Here is an 18,648-nt window from a genome sequence, read left to right as displayed (position 1 = left end):
GGTAGACCGCGTATTTTACCCGCGTCGCCGGCGTCCCTCGCGCGCGGCCGCATCGGCGCGCGTATCGGTGCGCTCGACGGTGAACGCGAAACGCCGCGTGAGCCGCTCGCCCGGCGCGAGCAGCGTCATCCCGTGCGCGGCCGCGCCGCCCGGCAGGTTCACCGCGTTGATCGGATGATCGACCGGCTCGAAGCAGAAGAAATCCTCGCCGGGCGGCGTATACAGCACATATGCATCGGCGTCGGCCGCCACTGTCAGCGACAGCCCGCGGCGCGGCCAGCTCACCGTCGCGTGGCCGCCCCAGCCGGTGAATGCATGATTGACGAGCGTCGCCGGCAGCGGATAAGCGACACCGAACTGCCAGGCCGGCGGCACGCTCACGTGCCGCACCGGCAGGAAATCGGCACCCGACAGCCACAGCCCGCCCGCGGCCGCGGCCAGCCCGGTCGCGTCGTCGCGCACCAGGAACGGATGCACGCCGAGCCCGAACGGCAGCCGTGCACGCCCGGCATTCTCGATCGTCAGCGCGATCGACAGCGTCGTGTCGTCGAGCGCGAACGACTGGATCGCGCGAAACGCGTAAGGCGCGCCGCTCGCGCGATCGAGCGACAGCTGCAGCGTCGTGTCGGTCGCGTCGTCCACCTGCCACGGCGCGAGCCAGCCGTCGCCGTGAATCGGCAGCGGCTCGTCGCGGCGATTGCGCGGCACCGCGACGCTGCGCCCGTCGCATTCGAAGCGGCCGTTGCCGATCCGGTTCGAGTACGGCAGCAGCGGATAGCACGCGAGCGCGTTCGGATCCGTCGCCGTTTCCGGGTGCTCGCAGCGGCGGAACACCGGCACCAGCACGCCGTGGTCGCCACGCCAGTCAAAGCGCGCGATGCCGCCGCCGAGGTGCGGCAGCACGTCGAGCCGCAGCGCCGCGTTCGACAGCGTGACGGCCGCCGCATGCGCGGCGCCGACGCCCTGCGCGAACGCGGCGGTCTGCGGGCCGGCGCTGACCGGCTGTGCGGCGGCAGCCAGGCGCGCGCGGCGCGACTGGCTCGTGGACGACACTGCGTGCGAGGACGTGGCGGTCATGGTGAGCTCCTTTCCTTCGTCGATGAAGCGATACGGGACGTCGCGCGGCGCCGCGCGAACGCGAACACGAACACCGGCAATCAGGCCCAGCCGCCGTCGACCACCACGTCCTGCGCGGTGATCATCCGGCTGTCGTCGGCCGCGAGGAACAGCGCCATCCGCGCGAGATCGTCCGGCAGCAGCTCGGCGTCGATGCACTGGCCGGCCTTGATCGCCGCCCGGCCCGCGTCGTCGAGCCACAGCCTGCGCTGCTTGTCGGTCATCACCCAGCCGGGCACCAGCGAATTCACGCGGATCCCGAACGGGCCGAGATCGCGCGCGAGCCCGCGCGTGAGCCCCTGCACGGCCGCCTTCGCCATCACGTAGACGGGATAGCCGCCGTTCTTCAGCATCCAGCTGATCGAGCCGAGATTGATGATCGCGCCGCCGCCGCGCTGCTTCATGTCGTCGATCACCGCCTGCGCGGCGAAGAACTGGTGGCGCAGGTTCACCGCGATGCCCGCGTCGAACGACGCGGGCGTCACGTCGCCGATCGCGTGGCGCGTATCGTTGGCCGCGTTGTTCACGAGCACCGCGATCGCGCCGATCCGTGCGCGGATCGCGTCGATCGCATGGCGCAGCGCATCGATGTCGGTCAGGTCGCACGGGAGGAACAGCGGCGCGTGGCGCACGTCCGGCCTCTGCGCGAGGCTTTCCGCGAGCGCCTGGCCCGCCTGCGCGTCGAGATCGACGAACGCGACGCGCGTGCCCTGCCGCGCGAAGTGCTCGACGAACGCCGCGCCGATCCCGGTCGCGCCGCCGGTGATCAGCACCGCGCGATCCTCGAGGCTCGGGTAGCGCGCATGGCGCGCGTCGCTCACGGCGCGCGGATCCTGCGCGGAAGTGTCGATGGTCATGCGAATCGTCTCCGTGGAATCGGTCAGTCGCGTGCGCCGCGGTTCTTCAGCTGGTCGAGCAGCACGGCCGCGAGCAGGATCGCGCCGCGCACCAGGTACTGGTAGAACGCGTCGATGTTCAGCAGGTTCATCACGTTCTCGACGGTACCCATGATCAGCACGCCGATCACGACGCCCGAGATCGTCGCGCGGCCGCCCATCAGCGACACGCCGCCGAGCACGCACGCGGAGATCACGTTCAGCTCGAAGCCCTGCGCGGCGTTCGGCTGGCCCGACGTGATGCGCGACGCGAGGATCACGCCGGCGAGCGCCGTCACCGCGCCCTGGATCAGGAAGATATACACGCGCGTGCGTTCGACGTTGATCCCCGCGAGACGCGACGCCTCGGGATTGCCGCCGATCGCGAGCGTGTTGCGGCCGTACACGGTCTGGTTCAGCAGCACGCCGAACACGATGAAGCACATGAGCGTGACCCAGATCGGCAGCGATACGCCGAACAGCGACAGCCCGCCGAGCGCGATGAACGTATCCGACGACACGCCGACCGCCTGCCCCTTCGACACGATGAAGCCGAGCCCGCGCACGATTTCCATCGTCGCGAGCGTCGTGATCAGCGCGTTGATGCGCAGGTACGCGATCACCGCGCCGTTCACGAAGCCGATCGCCGCACCGGCCGCGACCGCCGCGACGATCGCGACGAACGTGTTGTCGGTCGCGTTCAGCACCATCGCGCACAGCACGCCGGAGAACGCGACGGTCGAGCCGATCGACAGGTCGAAGTCGCGCGAGGCCAGACAGAACATCATCGTGCACGCGACCATCCCGATCTGCGAGATCGACAGCGCGAGGCCGAGCATGTTGTCGATCGAGAAGAAGTGATCGACCGTCAGCGACATCGTCACGAACATCACCGCGAAGATCGCGATCAGGCTGTATTCGGTGAGGTGCTGCCACCACTTCTGGCGGTCGCTCTGCTGTGGAACCAGCGCGTCGGCCGACGGCTTCACGGCTGCGCTGGCGAGGTTTTCCCTGACTTGCATGGTTGTGTCTCCTGCTCCTGCATCGCGCGGCCCGCGCCGCGCGTGATCGATTCGAATATCGTGCGTCGCCCGCGGCGACCTGACACCGCGTCAGGCCGCCTCGACGACGCTCGTCTGCGGCAGCGCGAGGCTCAGCACCGCGTGCTCGTTCGCCTGCTCGCGCGGCAGCTCGCCCGCGATGCGGCCTTCGCGCATCACGACGATGCGATCGGCCACGCCGAGCACTTCCGGCAGTTCCGACGACACCATCACGATCGCGCAGCCGCGCTCCGCGAGCCGGTAGATCACGTCGTAGATCTCGTGCTTCGCGCCGACGTCGATGCCGCGCGTCGGCTCGTCGAGGATCACGACCTTCAGGTCGGGCTCCGCGAGCCAGCGAGACAGGATCGCCTTCTGCTGGTTGCCGCCCGACAGGAAGCGGATCTTCTGCCGCCGGTTCGGCGTCTTGATCTTCAGCCGCTGGATGAAGCGGTCGGCGGTCGCGCTTTCGGTCTTGCGGTCGATGAAGAGCCCGGCGCGCAGCGAATGACGGCGGCAGCTGATGTTGATGTTCTCCGCGACCGACGCCATCGCGATGATCCCTTCCTCCTTGCGGTCTTCCGGGCACAGCACGATGCCGTGACGAATCGCGTCGCCGGTGCGCTTCACGTCGATGCGCTTGCCGTCGAGCGTCAGCTCGCCCGCGCGCCGCCGATCCGCGCCGTACACGAGCCGCATCAGTTCGCTGCGCCCGGCGCCGACCAGCCCGAAGAACCCGACGATCTCGCCCGCGCGCACCGAGAAGCTCGCCGGTTCGCGCAGCGCCGGACCGTCGACGCCTTCGGCCGAAAACCGCACGTCGCCGAGCGCGCGCGGCGCGTAATGGTAGATGTCCGAAATCTCGCGCCCGACCATCTCTGCGACCAGCCGCTCGCGCGGCACGTCGGCGAGCGATTCGTGCGACGCGATCTTGCGCCCGTCGCGGAAGATCGTGCACGCGTCGCACAGCCGGTAGATCTCGTCCATCCGGTGCGAGATGTAGATCAGCGCGCGGCCCTGCGCACGCAGGTCCTCGACCAGCTTGAACAGCACCTCGGTCTCGCGATGCGACAGCGAGCTCGTCGGTTCGTCGAGCGCGATCACGCGCGCGTTGCGCATCAGCGCCTTGCAGATCTCGACCATCTGCCGCTGCGCGATCGACAGCCGCCCGAGCTTCGCGTCGGGATCGAGATCGACGCCCATCGCGGCGAGCCGCTCGCGCACGTGGCGCTTCGCCTCGCCTTTCCTCACCCAGCCGAGCGCATTCGGCAGGCGGCCGAGCAGCAGGTTTTCCGCGACCGTCAGGTCGGGCACGTACTGCAGTTCCTGGTGAATCACTGCAATGCCGGCCGCGATCGACGCAGCCGCACTCGAGAAATGCACGGGCTGGCCGTCGACCAGCACGCTGCCCGCATCGGGCTGGTATTCGCCGCCGAGAATCTTCAGCAGCGTCGACTTGCCCGCGCCGTTCTCGCCCATCAGGCCATGCACCTCGCCCGCATGCACGTCGAACGAAATGCCGTCGAGTGCGCGCACGCCGGGAAATACCTTGCCGATATTGTCAAAACGCAGTGCCGCTGACACGTCGTCTCCCCACTTGCAGATCCATCGATCGCCGGCCGCCGCATCGCCGCGGCAGCCGGCAAGCCGCTTACTTCGATGCGAGCCCCATCTCCTCGCGCACCTTCGACACGTTGTCGCGCGTCGCGAGCATGCCCGTCGTCAGCGTCAGCGCCGGCGGTGCCTTGCCCTGCGTGATCCACGCATACATCAGGTCCGAGGTTTCCTCGCCGTGGCGCTTCGGGCTGATGATCACGGTGCCGTAGAAGCCCGTCGGCTGCGGCTTCTTGAACTCGTTCAGCGCCGATTCGGAACCGCCGATGCCGATGCCGATCATGTTGTCCGCCTTGAAGCCGCGCCCTTCGGCCGCGCGCACCGCGCCGAGCACGGCCTCGTCGTTCAGGCCGTACGCAACCCAGTGCTTGAACTGCGGGTTCTTGGTGAGCGCGATGTTCGCCGCGTTGAACGCATTCTCGGTGTCGGTCTTGGCCTGCGGCGCCGCGATCACGTTCGCCTTCGGGAAGCCGGCCGCCACCAGCGCGTCGGTCGCGCCGCTCGTGCGGTCGTGCGCGGTCGGCAGCTGCTCGTACGTGATGTCGATCGCGCCGACGTCCTTCATGTTCCAGCCGCGCTTCTTGATCTCGGCCGCGATGCCGTCGCCGACCTGCTTGCCGATGTTGTACGCGGAGATCCCCATGTGCGGCACCGCCTCGAGCGGCTTGCCCGCGCCGTCGACGAGGCGGTCGTCGACCGTCATCATCTTCAGGTTGTGCGACTTCGCCTTCGCGACGATGCCCGGCCCGAGCTTCACGTCCGGCGTGCAGATGATGAAGCCCTGCACCTTCTGCGCGGACAGGTTGTCGATCGCGCTCATCACCTTCTCGCCCGACGGCGCGCCGATCTTCACGAGCGTGAAGCCCTTGTCCTTCGCGGCCATCTCGGCGAACTTCCATTCGTCCTGGAACCACGGCTCTTCCGGCTGCTTCACCAGAAAGCCGATCTTGACCGGATCGGCCGCGTGCGCGACCGGGCTCCCCATTACCACCGCGGCCGCGGCGGCCAGCGTTACGAACGTTCTGCGTTTCATCTCCAGTGTCTCCTTCATCGAACGGGATGCAGCCGCTTGTTGGTTTCGACGCAGCGTGCGCGCGGCCGTCGCACGTGCGGTCTTTCGAATCGTTGCGTCAGTCGTGATACAGCGCCGCGCGCCCGCCGTCGACGGTGATGCACGCGGCATTGATGAACGGCGCCTCGTCGGACGCGAGGAACACGGCCGTCATCGCGACCTCCTCCGGTTTGCCGATCCGCTTCATCGGCTGCAGTGCGAGCGTCTCGGCACGCGCCGCGGCCGGGTCGGCCTGCGCATCCCACCAGTCGCGCGTGAGCTGCGTCTCGATGTAGCCGGGCGCGATCGCGTTCACGCGCACGTTGCGCGCCGCGTATTCGATGCCGAGCGCACGCGTGAGGCCCAGCACGCCGTGTTTCGCGACCGGGTACGGAAAGCAGCCCGGAATGATCCGGAATGCGTGCGTCGACGCGATGTTCACGATGCTGCCGCGACCGCGTTCGACCATCCCGGGCAGCGCCGCGCGGCAGCCGTGCCACACGCCATCGAGGTCGACCGCGAAGCAGCGGCGCCAGTCGTCGTCCGTCATCGTCAGCGGATCGGCGAACACGTTGATGCCGGCGTTGTTCACCAGCACGTCGAGCGTGCCGAGCGCGGCTTCGGTCTGCGCGAGCGCGTCGCGCACCGAGTCCTGCCGCGCGACGTCCGCATGCAGCGCCAGTACGCGCGCACCGTCGATGTCGTCGGCGATCGCGGCAGCCGCGCGCTGCGCCTGCGGGAAATCGAGGTCGACGAGCGCGACGGCCGCGCCCTCGCGCGCGAACGCCCGCGCGATCGCGGCGCCGATCCCGCGGCCCGCGCCCGTCACCATCGCGACCTTGCCCGCGAGGCGTCCCATCATGCGGCTCCGCTACGCGCCGCGCGCAGGCCGGCCTGGAACGCGCGTGCATTCGCCGCGGTCGCATCCGGCGACTGGCCGGGCCGGTACAGCGCCGAGCCGAGGCCGAAGCCATTGGCACCGGCCGCGAGGAACGGCTGCATGTTGTCCGGCGCAATCCCGCCGACCGGAATCAGCGGCACCGCGCGATCGATCACCGCGCGCCATGCCTTCACGACGGGCACGCCGAGCTGCTCGGCCGGGAACATCTTCAGCACGTCGGCGCCGTTCGCGAGCGCGGCGAACGCCTCGGTCGGCGTCGCGACACCCGGTGCGCTCGCGAGCCCGCGCTCACGCGCGCGGCGGATCACGGCCGCGTCGCTGTGCGGCATCACGATCAGCGTGCCGCCGGCATCCTGCACACGGTCGACAAATTCGGCGCGCAGCACGGTGCCCGCACCGACGATCATGTCGTCCGGCAGCGCGCGGCGCAGCGCAGCGATGCTGCCGAACGGATCGGGCGAGTTGAGCGGCACCTCGACGATCCGGAAGCCGGCTTCATGCAGCGCAAGGCCGTGGTCGGCCGCTTCGGCGGACGTGATGCCGCGCATGATCGCGATCAGCGGGCACGCGTCGAACGCACGCATCAGTGCGGGATGCGGCGTGTACGGCGCGGGCAGCTTAAGGTCGGACGACATCGGCAGTTCCTCTTCAATCTCTTCAATCGGTTCATTGATCGGCGCAGACGGGTTCGCCGTCCGCGCGCACGAGTCCGGCACGCGACGCGATCCACCACAGGCCGCGCTCGGTCGCCTGCGCGACGACACGCGCATGCGTGCAGCCGAACACGCGCAGCGCGTCGACGTAGCGCGCACACAATCCGTCGTCGCCGATCAGCAGCAGCGGCTGGTTCGCGAGCGCGACGCCGCGCTCCGCGAGCATCGCGTCGAGCGCGTTCAATTCATGGCCGATCAGCAAACCGGACAGGTAGTCGCCCTGCGCGTCGGGCGCAAGCCGGTCGGTCAGGCCGAGCGTGCGCGTGCTGAAGATCGTCGCGAGCAGCCCCGTGTGCTGCGCGCCGCGGGCCACCGCGACGCCGCGCGCGAATGCCGCTCGGTCGGGCAACGCGCTCGCGCGCATCGTGCGGCCGAGGATCGTGTGATCGCGCAGCGCCGCGAACAGCTCGCCCGTCATGAAGGTCTGGAAGCGCTCGATGAGCCCGTCCTTCACCCATGCCCACTTCGCATGCGTGCCCGGCAAGCCGATCAGTACCCCTGAACGATCGGCATCAAGCAAGGGATCGTTCGCCAGTGCGCCGAATATCTGCGTTTCTTCGCCGCGCATCACGTCGGGCAGTTCGCCCGCCGCGATCACGCCCGGCACGATCGACACCGTCGTGCCGCGCGCCGTCGTCACCGTGACGAGGCCCGCGACGAGCGCGTCGGCGCCGGCCGGCACCGCGACGTACGGCGCCTCGCGCCAGCCCTGCGCGCTGCCGACCATCCCGGCGGCCAGCACCGGCACGCCCGGCGCGCGGTCGAGCCAGTCGCCGCACGCTTCCTCGAACACGACGTCGAATGCACGCGCGCCGCCGGCCGGCACGTGCATCACGCCCGCCGCGCGGCTGCGCGTGTCGATGAGCGCGCCGTGCGCGTCGAACAGATACGCGCGCAGCGACGTCGTGCCCCAGTCGAGCGCGATCAGCGACGGTGCGGCGGAACTGGCGTCCGGAGCGGTCCGGGTCGAATTGGTCATCGTTTGATCCTGCGGGTACCCTGCGGCGGGCTCCAGCCCAGCTCCGCGGAAATGGCTCGCGCTTCGCGCTGCACGAGCGGAATCAGTTCGTCCATCCGGTCGTGCGGCATGTACGGGATCGTGCTCGCGACCGACACGGCCGCGACGATCGCGCCCGATGCGTCGCGGATCGGCGCGGCCACGCAGCGGATCGACGCCTCGTTTTCCTCGAGGTCGAACGTATAGCCGCCGGCCGCGTAATGCGCCATGCGCTGCAGGAACGCGCTCGTCTCGGGGCGGTTGTCCGGCTTGAAATTGACGCCGGCCAGCGCGCGCCGCGCGGCCTCGAACAGCGAGCGCCACAGGTCCGGATCGAGATCGAGCATCATCGCCTTGCCGATGCCGGTCGACGCGAGCGGCATCCGGTGGCCGACGCGCGAACGCATCTCAAGGCCGCGCGTGCCGGGAATCTTGTCGATGTACAGCACGTCGTCGCCGTCGCGCACGCCGAGGTGAATCGTGTCGAGCGTCGCTTCCGCGAGCGCCTCGAGGTGCGGCCGTGCGACCGCCGTGAGCGGCATCTGCTCGAGCGCGATCGTGCCGAGCTCGATCAGCTTCGGGCCGAGCAGGTAGCCGCCCTGCACCTGGCGCAGGTAGCGCGCCTGCACGAGGCTGCTGACGAGGCGGTGCGTCGTGCTGCGCGTCGTGCCGAGCGCCGCGCCGATCGCACGCATGTCGCGCGCGCCGTTTGCGATCGCTTCGAGGATCGCGAGACCGCGCAACAGCGTCTGCGTGCCGGCCTGCTGCGCGGCAAGGTCGAGCGGCGTGCTGGTCGCGCCGATGCTGTCGGTCAGCGGCACATCGTCCGGCGTCGCGCGCCGGGCGTCGAGAGCAAGGGAATCGGGCATCTTGGTCATGGAACAGGCTTCTTCAACGGAATCGGTGAAGCCGCGGTCGCGAGGCCGGAACGAGGTCGGGCGTCGCGGCAATGCGGCGGTCGATGCACCGAGGAAAGCGCCCGGCGAACTTCATGGAATGTGTCTCCGTGTGCGTCGGGCGCCGCGCGATGCGTGGGTCCGAAGCTGTCGATGTGCTTCGGATTGTAGGAGCGCACGCACTCGCCTCCAATATTTGAATGCGTTGTCCAGATAATGAGAAAACGGCCATGCCATGTGCACGGGGGCGGAACCCGACGTGCCGCGGGTTCCGCCCCCGTTATCCACGCGCGCCGCGCTTACTGCTGGTCCGTGCCGCGCGCCTGCATGTAGCGCTGCACGTCGGAGAACGACACGCGGCCGCTACCGGTCGCGTCGATCTGCCGGAAGTGGTTCGCGACGTAGCCGAGGCCGGCCGCGCGCGCCTGCGCTTCGGTGATCGAACCGGTGTTCTGCGTATCGGCCGCGCCGAACTGCCGCGCGAGCTTGCGCACCACCTGCGCATGCAGCGCGGCGCCGGTCGTCTGCGTGCCGGCGGTCGGCTTGCGCGCGGCCGGCGGCACGTATGGATCGCCGAGCTGCGCCTGGCGCGCGCGTGCCGGGATGGCGGCGTCGCTCGCCTGCGCGAACGCGGACACCGATGCGGATGCTGCAACGCCGGCGCATGCAAGCGCCGCGGCAACGACGATGAAACGTTTCTTCATGTCAGGCTCCAGTCTGGAATGAGGTCGTCGACGGCCGGCGAACGGCGAGCCCACGGGCGCGCGTCGCCAGGCCCGCACATCGCATCAGTGCGCGGCCGCGTTGTAGAAAGTCACGAGGTCGGCTTTCTCCTGCGGACGCGACGTATCGTCGAGATAGACCATGTGTCCACCCTGATAGTCCTTGATCGTCAGGTTCGGTTGCGATCCGAGCCGCGCGAGGTCGAGCTCGGTCTGGTAGAACGGCGTCGCGATGTCGTGATAGCCGTTCAGCGACAACACCTTCAGCGACGGATTCAGCGTCAGCGCCGCGGCGAGATCGGGGATCGTGTCGGGCATCGCGAGGCCGTCGTGCGACCAGTCCCAGGTCTGGATCGCATTGCTGCTGAGCGAATACGCGGACTGTGCGCTGTACCTGAGCACGTTCGGCAGGTAGCTGCCGATCGTGTCCGTGAACGGCTTCGTGATGAACGTGCTCGACGGGTCGCCGTCCGCGGCGAGCGGGCTCGACGACGGCACGTTCACACGTGCGTCGTAGCGGCCGATCAGCGTGCCCGGGATCAGCGACACCTGGAAGCTGTTGTCGAAGAAGGTCGGGACCACGTTGAAGTCCGCATTCCACAGCGACTGCTTCACGCCGGTCGAATTCACCATCGTCGTGACGAGACTCGACGGCGGCGGCGTATGGCCCGCAAGGTATGCGTTTACGGCGGGCGCGTAGCTGCCGGCCGTCAGCAGGCGCATCTGGTCCGCGTATTGCGGCAGGCTCGACGGGTTCGGATTGTCGAGCTGGTAGTACGCGCCGACCGTGCCGTAGGACGGCACGAAGCCCGCGCAGCTCACCGGGCTCGCGCCGTTGTTCGAGTTGCCGACATAGTCGCTCGCCATGTCGCAGTTCGTGTTGTAGTTCAGGATCGACGACTGCAGCACGATGCCGGCGAGCTTCACGCCGGCTGTCTCCAGCAGGTTCGCGAGCACGTCGGTGCGCGGCGTGCCGTACGACTCGCCGAACAGGTATTTCGGAGAATCGTTGCGCTGGTTCACGGCAAGGTAGCGCGTGACGAAATCGCGGAACGCGCCGGCGTCCTGGTCGACGCCCCAGAACGTCTGGTTCGTGTTCGGCGCGATCGCTTCGGAGAAGCCGGTACCGATCGCATCGACGAACACGAGGTCGGTTGTGTCGAGCAGGCTTTCCGCGTTGTCGACGAACGGGAACGTCGACGTGTTCGCGTCCGGGTCACCCGTCTGGATCCGCTTCGGACCGAACGAGCCGAGATGCAGCCATACCGATGCGGAACCGGGGCCGCCGTTGTACAGGAACGTGACGGGCCGTTTCGCGGCGGGCTGGTTGTCGGCGGTGTACGCGATGTAGAAGAACGATGCCTCGGGTGCACCCGTCTGCAAATTGCGCGCGACGAGGTGGCCGGCCGTGGCCGTGTAACGGATCGTCCGGCCGTTCAGCGTGATCTGGTGATGCGTGACGGCGGCTTTTTCGACCGCGGCGGACGCGTCGAGCGACGCGCTCGCACTCGACGAATAACGGTTGGGATCGTTGTACGGCCTGTCCACCTGCGCGGCGGGATCGGCTGAATTGTCGGTACCTGCTGCGGCGGACGACGTCACGTCGTCGTTGCAGGCCGTCAGAATCAGCGAAGAGAACACAACCCCCAACAACAGCTTCGCTTTGCTCGCTGGCATCGTTGCCTTCCTTCTCTCGAATGTTTTTTGTGTCGAGCAGCCGGATAGGCCGCCCCCCGCCTCGATTACGGCCGATAAGCCGAGGCGCTGGCCAATATACGCGAGCGGGTCGGCTTTGAAAAATTTGGAAATATTGGCTTGATGGCCGGTGCAGTGCACACCTTTCAGGAATGCTTCGATTCGCGAACCATCGTTTTTCGGCTGCCTTTCAGCGGTCTGCGCGTTTACCGGGAAACACTAAAATCACGCGGATTTCGTGCCATGTCGACCAACAAAATCGCGCCGACGCAGGCATTGCTCAGTCAAGCGAAATAGACGATTTCGTCTAATGGATGCGGCCCGACAAGCGGGCGACACGAATGCGCTGCGGCGCAGCAATGGCGCGCGGGCGACGGAACGGACAATGCGACGGCGCGATCGCGCCGCTCACTGCGATTGAGGAAGCTCGGCCGCGCCCATCCGGCGGGCAATGACGGCCGCGCGCTGCGCCTGGTAGGCCGAGCCGCGATGCGCGTCGAACCAGCGCGGCTTCGGCAGCATCACCGCGAGGCGCGCCGACTGCCACGCGCCGAGCCGGCTCGCGGGAATCCTGTAGTAATAGCGTGCGGCGGCCTCGGCGCCGTACACGCCGCGGCCCCATTCGACCGAATTCAGGTAGATCTCGAAGATCCGCTCCTTGTCGAGCACCGTCTCGAGCATCCACGTGACGATCAGTTCCTGCCCCTTGCGGATGTAGCTCTTCTCGCGCGACAGGAACAGGTTGCGCGCGAGCTGCTGCGTGATCGTCGAGCCGCCCGCGACGATCTTGCCGCGCGCCTTGTTCTTCTCCCACGCCTGCAGGATCGCGTCGACGTCGTAGCCGTTGTTGGTCGCGAAGGTCGAATCCTCCGACGCGATCAGCGCGCGCTTCAGGTTGCGCGAGATCTGGTCGTACGGCACCCATTGGTGCTGGATCTGCGCGGGCGGCTTGTCGCGCGACAGCCACCATGCGTCGGTGCGCATGAACGCGGTCGAACCGGGATTGATGTACGACCACAGCGCGATCTGCACGAGATAGAACAACTGCGTCGCGAGCCACGCGCCCGCGAACACCGAACCCGCATAGACGATCCAGCGGGTCGGGCTGACCGTGCGCGTGCGCTGCGTGCCGCTTACCGCCACCACCCGCCGCGCTCCGGTCAGGCCGCCGCGAGCGCCTGGCGCAGCGCGGCCAGCACCGGTGCGCCGTCCGGCCGCACGCCGCGCCAGATGAAGAACGATTCTGCCGCCTGCTCGACCAGCATCCCGAGACCGTCGGCCGTGCGCGCGCCGAGCGTCGCCGCATGCTGCATGAACACCGTCGGCTGCGCGCCGTACATCATGTCGTACGCGAGCGTGCCCGCACCGAACGCGGCCGCGTCGCACTCCGGCAGCGCCGCATCGAGGCTGCCGGCCGTCGCGTTGACGATCACGTCGTACGGTTCCGCGCGCACGACGTCCGGGCCGCCGCCCGACAGCACGCAGCCCGCATCGTGCGCGGCCTGCGTGAACTGGCCGACGAGCGCCTCGGCCTTGCTCGCGGTGCGGTTCACGATCGTGATCGACAGCGGTGCGCGCTCGAGCATCGGCAGCACGACGCCACGCGCCGCGCCGCCCGCACCGAGCAGCAGGATGCGCGCGCCCGCGAGCGACACGCCGAGATTCAATTCGATGTCGCGTACCAGGCCGACGCCGTCGGTGTTGTCGCCATGGATGCGGCCGTCGGCGTCGATGCGCAGCGTGTTTACCGCGCCCGCTGCCGCCGCGCGCGGCGACAGCGTGTCGGCGAGCGCATGCGCGTCGAGCTTGAACGGCACCGTCACGTTCGCGCCGCGGCCGCCTTCGGCGACGAACGCACGCACGGCGGCCTCGAAACCGTCGACCGGCGCGAGCCGGTGCTCATAGACGATCGCCTCGCCCGTCTGCGCGGCGAACTGCGCGTGGATGAACGGCGACTTGCTGTGCGCCACCGGATTGCCGAACACCACGTAGCGGTCGGCGCCGCTCGTCGACGCGTTTGCGGTCATGATGCGCGCCCCTCTTCGGTTTCCTGGCCGTTGCCGGTCGCGGCATCGCCACCATCGACCGTCACGCCGTCCGATTCGGCCAGCGCTTCGGCCTCGCTTTCCGCCGACGCGTCTTCCGCATCGACCAGCGTGTCGTCGCCGCCTTCGGCCTCACCCTCGTCGTCGGCCGCTTCGCCGCTCGTCACGGTCGGCGCGTCGAGCACGTTCAGCAGCCGCACCGATGCCTCGATCGTCAGCTCGTCGAGCGACATCACGTCGAGCAGCACGCGCGTGCCGCGCGCATGCACGCCGAGCCCCGGCACGTGCAGCAGCAGCGGAATGTCCTCGAGACGCACGAGATCGCCCTTCACGACGCTCGCGACCACCTGCTTCTTCTGCTCCTGCGCGAGCCAGCGCAGGCACCAGAAGTATTCCATCCGGCGCTGGTAGTCGGCGTACGCGGTATAAGTGTCGTCGAAGCCCTGCACGACCGCGTACAGGTCGGCGTCCTTCGGCTTGAACGGCGCGGCGAGCTTCGCGGTGACGCCGTGCTGCACGCACGCGAGCAGCTGCCACTGGTTCACGAGGTCGACGTAGCGGCGCAGCGGCGACGTGCTCCACGCGTACTGCGCGACGCCGAGGCCTTCGTGCGGCGCGGCCGTCGTCTGCATCCGCGTGCGCTTCGGGCCCGGCGCGCCGAAGCCGCGCTGCGAACGGTAGATGCCGGGCACCGTGTGATCGTGCAGGAACGCACCCCACGTCGAGTTCGCGAGGATCGCGAGCTCCGACACGATCAGGTCGAGCGGCGACCCGCGGCGGCGCGGCGTGATCGACACGTGCTCGCCTTCGACGTAGAAGTTGTAGTCGGTGTTGCGCTGCACTTCGCGCTTCAGGCCGTAGCCCGCGCGCGCGACCTGGCGCTTCTCGAACAGCGCCTGCGCGAGCGGCCACAGCACGGCGATGTCGTCCTTGTGCGGGTAGTCGCCGGTGCCGGCCGCGAGCGTCTCTTCGTTGACGAGCTCGTCGAGCGTGTTGTGGCGCAGGTTGTTCTTCACGAACACGCGTTCGGCGCGCGTCTCGTTCGCGACGATGTCCTGCGTCTCACGGTTGACGATGATGTACAGCGACAGCGCCGGGCGGTAATCGCCCTCCTTCAGCGTGAACACGTCGACGACGTCGTCCGGCAGCATCGTGATCTTGTCGCCCGGCATGTAGACGGTCGACAGGCGCGCGCGCGCGATCGCGTCGACCGCGTCGCCACGCACGATACCGAGCGCGGGCGCCGCGATGTGCACGCCGATCCGCACGCGACCGTCGGACAGGTGCTCGACCGAGAACGCGTCGTCGATTTCGGTCGTCGTGATGTCGTCGATCGAGAACGCCTCGACGTCCGCGCGCGGCAGGTCGTCCGGCAGCGCGCCGACCGTGACGGCCGGGAAGCCCGTGCCGTGCGGGAAGAATTCCGCGAGGAAGCGCGCCTCGTGCAGCGCACGCGGCGACGCGATGCCGCCGCAATCGAGCATCAGCCGCGCCGGCGACACGCCGCGCGCACCGGCCGCCGCCTCGAGCGCCTTGTATTCGATCGCGTTCTTGTCCGGCCGCGTCAGCAGCCCGAGCACCTTGCCCGCGAACGCCTCCGGCAGCTTGCCGGCCTTCAGCTCCTCTTCATACTGCGCCTGGACGAGCGCCTGCTGGCGCTTGCGCTCGAGCGACGCGAGCGCCATCTTGAGCTGCTCTTCCGGCGCGCGCTGGTACTGGCCGCGCCCCTTGCGGCGGAAGTAGACGGGCGAGCCGTGCAGCCGCAGCACCAGCGCCGCGCGCTCGACCGGGCCGTAGGTCGCGCCGAAGTATTCCGCGGCCAGCGCCGTGTACGCGAATTCGTCGGCCGGCGCGCATTCCCACAGGAAATCCAGGTCGATCTGCTGCGCGGCCGTGTCGGCTTCCTGCATCAGTTCGCCCGCGGCCGGCTTCTCGAATTCGATCAGCACGTCTTTTGCGCGCACTTTCGCCCGCCGCCCGCCCGGCAACTCGACCTGAAACGCGTCGCCCTGGCGCGACAGCACGCTGCCCGCCTTGAAACTGCCCGATTCCTCGAAGAAAACGTTCACTCAGTACTCTCGTTCAGACTGCCGGGCGCCGCACCGGCGGCGCCGCATGATGATGGGAATTCGATCGGCATGACGCCGGGTTCATGACGTTCTGTCGTCGCAAAAGGCGAGAACGTCGTCGACATAGTCGGCAAATTCGCTGATTCCGTGATCGCTGCCTTCGATCACGCGCGTTTTCGCGCCCGGGTAATGGGCGAGCATCTCGCGGTAGTCCAGCACTTCGTCGCCCGTCGCCGCGAACAGATAGTAGCGTTCGGGCCGCGAAATCGCCGGCACGCGCAGCGCATCGAGCTCCTGCAGGTGATGGCGTTCGACGACGATCGAGCCGCCGCCGTGCCACAACGGCTGTTCGCCCAGATGCTGTTCGAGATCGCGCTGCGGCGCGATCGCCGGATTCAGCAGCACGGCCTTCCAGCCGTGCCTTTCGGCGAGCCAGGTCGCGTAGTAGCCGCCGAGCGAGCTGCCGATCACCGTCACGTCGCGCGCACCGGCCACCTCGGCTTCCGCGACGGCGATCGCGTCGAGCGGCGACACCGACAGCGACGGGCAGCGCCACTCGTGCGTACGGCCGAGTTCGGCCATGCGCGCGGCGAGCAGCCGCGACTTCTGCGACTCCGGCGACGACCGGAACCCGTGCAGGTACAGGATCACGCGCGGCTCCCGAGCGCGTCGAGCAGCTTCTGGTGCACGCCGCCGAAGCCGCCGTTGCTCATCACGAGCACGTGGTCGCCCGGGCGCGCGGCCGCGACGACCGACTTCACCAGCAGATGAAGATCGTCGAACGCGCGTGCCTTGTCGCCGAGCGGCGCGAGCGCGTCGCCGAGGTTCCAGCCGAGCGCGTCGCGCCCGGTCGGCGCGCCATAGCCGAACACCAGATCGGCGTCGGCGAGGCTTGCCGGCAGTTGCGCCTTCATCACGCCGAGCTTCATCGTGTTCGAGCGCGGCTCGAGCACGGCCAGAATGCGGGAGTTTTGACGACCGATGCGCGCACGAAGGCCGGCGATCGTGGTGTCGATCGCGGTCGGATGGTGCGCGAAGTCGTCGTAGACGGTCACGCCGTCGACGCTGCCGCGCACTTCCATGCGCCGCTTCACGTTGCGGAACGAGGCGAGGGATTCGGCGGCCTGCGCGGGCGGCACGCCGACGTGGCGGGCGGCGGCGATCGCCGCGAGCGCGTTCATCCGGTTGTGGTCGCCCTGCACCTGCCACGCGACTTCACCGACGCGCTCGGCGTGGCGATACACCGCGAACCGCTCGTCGACCGGCACGCCGTCCTCGGCCGGCAGCGCCTGCCAGCCGCCATCGACGCCGAAGCGCTCGACCTCGCTCCAGCAGCCGCGCGCGAGCACGCGCTCCAGCGCATCCGAACGGCCATTGGTCACGATCCGGCCGACGCCCGGCACGGTGCGCACGAGATGGTGGAATTGCGTTTCGATCGCGGCAAGATCCGGGAAGATGTCGGCGTGATCGAATTCGAGATTGTTGAGCACCGCGGTACGCGGCCGGTAGTGGACGAACTTCGAGCGCTTGTCGAAGAACGCCGTATCGTATTCGTCGGCCTCGATCACGAAGAAGCTCGAATCGGTCAGCCGCGCCGAGACGCCGAAGTTCAGCGGCACGCCGCCGATCAGGAAGCCCGGGTTCAGGCCGGCATCTTCCAGCAGCCACGCGAGCATCGACGACGTGGTCGTCTTGCCGTGCGTGCCCGCGACCGCCAGCACCCACTTGCCCGCCAGCACGTGCTCGCCGAGCCATTGCGGGCCGGACACGTAAGGCAGGCCGCGATCGAGGATCGCCTCCATCAGCGGGTTGCCGCGCGTGACGACGTTGCCGATCACGAACAGGTCGGGGTTCAGGTCGATCTGCTCGGCACCGTAGCCCTCGATCAGCGTGATGCCCTGCGCCTCGAGCTGCGTGCTCATCGGCGGATAGACGCCCGCGTCGCAACCCGTCACCGTGTGGCCCGCCTCGCGCGCGAGCACGGCGAGACCGCCCATGAAGGTGCCGCAGATGCCAAGAATGTGGATGTGCATAGATGAATGCTTTCGCGCCGCCGGGCGCCGTCGATTCGGAAAGGAAGGTCTGCGGCACGCCGGGCAGGCCACCCGGCCAACGACTTTCGCCGCGACACAAAGACCGTTATTGTAACTGACGGTCCGCCCTGCCCGGCGGCCCGAACGACGGATCCGGATGCCGGCCGGCGCGGCGGGCGGCACGCAGCCGCATCGCGTTCGGGCGTGGCGGCGATCGAGTATGATTGCCGGATCATGTCTCGCAAACCCCTTGTCGACCCGCGGCGCGCCCGCGAGGAAATCGCCCAGTCCGCCGCCCGCCTGATCGCGGAGGACGGCCTCGATTACGCCAGCGCGAAGCGCAAGGCCGCGCGCCAGCTGCTCGGTGATACGCGCGTTGCCGGCGAATGGCTGCCGGATAACGACCTGATCGAGGAAGAACTGCGCGAGTACCTCGCCCTGTTCCAGAGCGACACGCAGCCGGACGAACTGCGCCGCCTGCGCGAGATCGCGCTCGACTGGATGCGCCGGCTCGCCGAGTTCAATCCGTATGTGACGGGCGCGGTGCTGAACGGCACCGCGAACGCGCATTCGGACATCCATTTGCAGATATTCACCGACAACCCGAAGGACGTTGCGATCTACCTGCTGAACCAGAACGTTCAGTACGACGTGTCCGAGACGCGGCATTTCGCCGGCCGCGCCGACGTCGAGACGCTCAGCTTCCTGTGGCGCCCGCGGCGTGACGTCGACGCGATCGGCATTCACGTCGCGCTCTACGCGAGCGACGACCTGCGCGGCGCGGTCAAGGCCGATGCCCGCGGCCGGGTCGCGCGCGCGGACGCCGCCGCCTTGCGCGTGCTGCTCGAAGCCGGCCACGCTCCTTCCGAACCGGAATGATT

General features: G+C 68.6%; 17 protein-coding genes. 1 reads left to right on the top strand and 16 read right to left on the bottom strand.

The genetic code is table 11. From position 1 onward, the window contains the following. Positions 1–15 precede the first annotated feature (15 nt). The 16 genes from DIE22_RS07670 to mpl all read right to left on the bottom strand — a co-directional run bounded on the left by DIE22_RS07670 (position 16) and on the right by mpl (position 17,767). Complete coding sequence (locus tag DIE22_RS07670; RefSeq protein WP_124500255.1) at positions 16–1,077, bottom strand: aldose 1-epimerase; 1,062 nt, start codon at positions 1,075–1,077, stop codon at positions 16–18. A gap of 80 nt (positions 1,078–1,157) precedes the next feature. Then, the gene (locus tag DIE22_RS07665; protein WP_124604823.1) at positions 1,158–1,973 is read right to left on the bottom strand and encodes an SDR family NAD(P)-dependent oxidoreductase; all 816 of its coding nucleotides are present in this window, start codon (positions 1,971–1,973) and stop codon (positions 1,158–1,160) included. Positions 1,974–1,996: 23 nt separating this feature from the next. After that, positions 1,997–3,013: an L-arabinose ABC transporter permease AraH gene (araH, locus tag DIE22_RS07660; protein ID WP_124500253.1), complete on the bottom strand. Its 1,017-nt coding sequence runs from the start codon at positions 3,011–3,013 to the stop codon at positions 1,997–1,999. Positions 3,014–3,103: 90 nt separating this feature from the next. After that, on the bottom strand, positions 3,104–4,615 hold the full coding sequence (araG, locus tag DIE22_RS07655) for an L-arabinose ABC transporter ATP-binding protein AraG (protein ID WP_124500252.1): 1,512 nt from the start codon (positions 4,613–4,615) through the stop codon (positions 3,104–3,106). Positions 4,616–4,682: 67 nt separating this feature from the next. After that, positions 4,683–5,678 (bottom strand): arabinose ABC transporter substrate-binding protein, encoded by a 996-nt coding sequence (locus DIE22_RS07650; RefSeq protein WP_124500251.1) that lies wholly within the window; start codon positions 5,676–5,678, stop codon positions 4,683–4,685. 97 nt (positions 5,679–5,775) lie between these two features. Further along, positions 5,776–6,555, bottom strand: a complete 780-nt coding sequence (locus DIE22_RS07645; protein WP_124500294.1) for an SDR family oxidoreductase — start codon at positions 6,553–6,555, stop codon at positions 5,776–5,778. After that, the gene (locus DIE22_RS07640) at positions 6,555–7,232 is read right to left on the bottom strand and encodes a 2-dehydro-3-deoxy-6-phosphogalactonate aldolase (protein WP_124604822.1); all 678 of its coding nucleotides are present in this window, start codon (positions 7,230–7,232) and stop codon (positions 6,555–6,557) included. The genes DIE22_RS07645 and DIE22_RS07640 overlap by 1 nt, the downstream gene beginning before the upstream one ends. A 31-nt stretch (positions 7,233–7,263) precedes the next feature. Continuing rightward, positions 7,264–8,289, bottom strand: a complete 1,026-nt coding sequence (locus tag DIE22_RS07635) for a 2-dehydro-3-deoxygalactonokinase (protein ID WP_124500249.1) — start codon at positions 8,287–8,289, stop codon at positions 7,264–7,266. Further along, positions 8,286–9,185 carry an IclR family transcriptional regulator gene (locus DIE22_RS07630; RefSeq protein WP_124604821.1) on the bottom strand — a complete coding sequence of 300 codons (900 nt, stop codon included), beginning with the start codon at positions 9,183–9,185 and terminating at the stop codon, positions 8,286–8,288. The genes DIE22_RS07635 and DIE22_RS07630 overlap by 4 nt, the downstream gene beginning before the upstream one ends. 317 nt (positions 9,186–9,502) lie before the next feature. Beyond that, positions 9,503–9,907, bottom strand: coding sequence for an EF-hand domain-containing protein (locus DIE22_RS07620; RefSeq protein WP_124604820.1), 405 nt, complete (start codon positions 9,905–9,907; stop codon positions 9,503–9,505). A gap of 84 nt (positions 9,908–9,991) precedes the next feature. Beyond that, positions 9,992–11,602 (bottom strand): S10 family peptidase, encoded by a 1,611-nt coding sequence (locus tag DIE22_RS07615; RefSeq protein WP_185640571.1) that lies wholly within the window; start codon positions 11,600–11,602, stop codon positions 9,992–9,994. Between the two features lie 426 nt (positions 11,603–12,028). Further along, positions 12,029–12,766: a monofunctional biosynthetic peptidoglycan transglycosylase gene (gene mtgA / locus DIE22_RS07610; RefSeq protein WP_124604819.1), complete on the bottom strand. Its 738-nt coding sequence runs from the start codon at positions 12,764–12,766 to the stop codon at positions 12,029–12,031. Positions 12,767–12,780: 14 nt separating this feature from the next. After that, complete coding sequence (gene aroE, locus DIE22_RS07605; RefSeq protein ID WP_124604818.1) at positions 12,781–13,647, bottom strand: shikimate dehydrogenase; 867 nt, start codon at positions 13,645–13,647, stop codon at positions 12,781–12,783. Beyond that, entirely contained in the window at positions 13,644–15,734 is a 2,091-nt protein-coding gene (locus DIE22_RS07600) for an RNB domain-containing ribonuclease (protein ID WP_124604817.1), read from the bottom strand. The genes aroE and DIE22_RS07600 overlap by 4 nt, the downstream gene beginning before the upstream one ends. Before the next feature lie 81 nt (positions 15,735–15,815). Beyond that, complete coding sequence (locus tag DIE22_RS07595; protein WP_124500242.1) at positions 15,816–16,385, bottom strand: YqiA/YcfP family alpha/beta fold hydrolase; 570 nt, start codon at positions 16,383–16,385, stop codon at positions 15,816–15,818. Beyond that, positions 16,382–17,767: a UDP-N-acetylmuramate:L-alanyl-gamma-D-glutamyl-meso-diaminopimelate ligase gene (mpl, locus tag DIE22_RS07590; RefSeq protein WP_124500241.1), complete on the bottom strand. Its 1,386-nt coding sequence runs from the start codon at positions 17,765–17,767 to the stop codon at positions 16,382–16,384. Before mpl ends, DIE22_RS07595 begins: the two co-directional genes overlap by 4 nt. Positions 17,768–18,001: 234 nt before the next feature. Here mpl and DIE22_RS07585 point away from each other — a divergent pair, with 234 nt between their 5' ends. Further along, positions 18,002–18,646: a UDP-N-acetylmuramate--alanine ligase gene (locus DIE22_RS07585; RefSeq protein WP_124500240.1), complete on the top strand. Its 645-nt coding sequence runs from the start codon at positions 18,002–18,004 to the stop codon at positions 18,644–18,646. Positions 18,647–18,648: the final 2 nt, after the last annotated feature.

The sequence above is a fragment of the Burkholderia sp. Bp9142 genome, assembly GCF_003853415.1.
Lineage (GTDB): Bacteria > Pseudomonadota > Gammaproteobacteria > Burkholderiales > Burkholderiaceae > Burkholderia.
The sequence above is the reverse complement of the archived record's forward strand: the minus strand, read 5'-3'. Positions and strand labels throughout refer to the sequence as shown.

What these genes read in the sequence shown, in the direction of transcription:
- DIE22_RS07650 (WP_124500251.1), bottom strand. Translation starts at nt 5,678, where the DNA reads ATGAAACGCAGAACGTTCGTAACGCTGGCCGCCGCGGCCGCGGTGGTA.
- aroE (WP_124604818.1), bottom strand. Translation starts at nt 13,647, where the DNA reads ATGACCGCAAACGCGTCGACGAGCGGCGCCGACCGCTACGTGGTGTTC.
- DIE22_RS07670 (WP_124500255.1), bottom strand. Translation starts at nt 1,077, where the DNA reads ATGACCGCCACGTCCTCGCACGCAGTGTCGTCCACGAGCCAGTCGCGC.
- araH (WP_124500253.1), bottom strand. Translation starts at nt 3,013, where the DNA reads ATGCAAGTCAGGGAAAACCTCGCCAGCGCAGCCGTGAAGCCGTCGGCC.
- DIE22_RS07620 (WP_124604820.1), bottom strand. Translation starts at nt 9,907, where the DNA reads ATGAAGAAACGTTTCATCGTCGTTGCCGCGGCGCTTGCATGCGCCGGC.
- mpl (WP_124500241.1), bottom strand. Translation starts at nt 17,767, where the DNA reads ATGCACATCCACATTCTTGGCATCTGCGGCACCTTCATGGGCGGTCTC.
- DIE22_RS07615 (WP_185640571.1), bottom strand. Translation starts at nt 11,602, where the DNA reads ATGCCAGCGAGCAAAGCGAAGCTGTTGTTGGGGGTTGTGTTCTCTTCG.
- DIE22_RS07640 (WP_124604822.1), bottom strand. Translation starts at nt 7,232, where the DNA reads ATGTCGTCCGACCTTAAGCTGCCCGCGCCGTACACGCCGCATCCCGCA.
- DIE22_RS07585 (WP_124500240.1), top strand. Translation starts at nt 18,002, where the DNA reads ATGTCTCGCAAACCCCTTGTCGACCCGCGGCGCGCCCGCGAGGAAATC.
- DIE22_RS07635 (WP_124500249.1), bottom strand. Translation starts at nt 8,289, where the DNA reads ATGACCAATTCGACCCGGACCGCTCCGGACGCCAGTTCCGCCGCACCG.
- DIE22_RS07645 (WP_124500294.1), bottom strand. Translation starts at nt 6,555, where the DNA reads ATGGGACGCCTCGCGGGCAAGGTCGCGATGGTGACGGGCGCGGGCCGC.
- DIE22_RS07665 (WP_124604823.1), bottom strand. Translation starts at nt 1,973, where the DNA reads ATGACCATCGACACTTCCGCGCAGGATCCGCGCGCCGTGAGCGACGCG.
- DIE22_RS07630 (WP_124604821.1), bottom strand. Translation starts at nt 9,185, where the DNA reads ATGACCAAGATGCCCGATTCCCTTGCTCTCGACGCCCGGCGCGCGACG.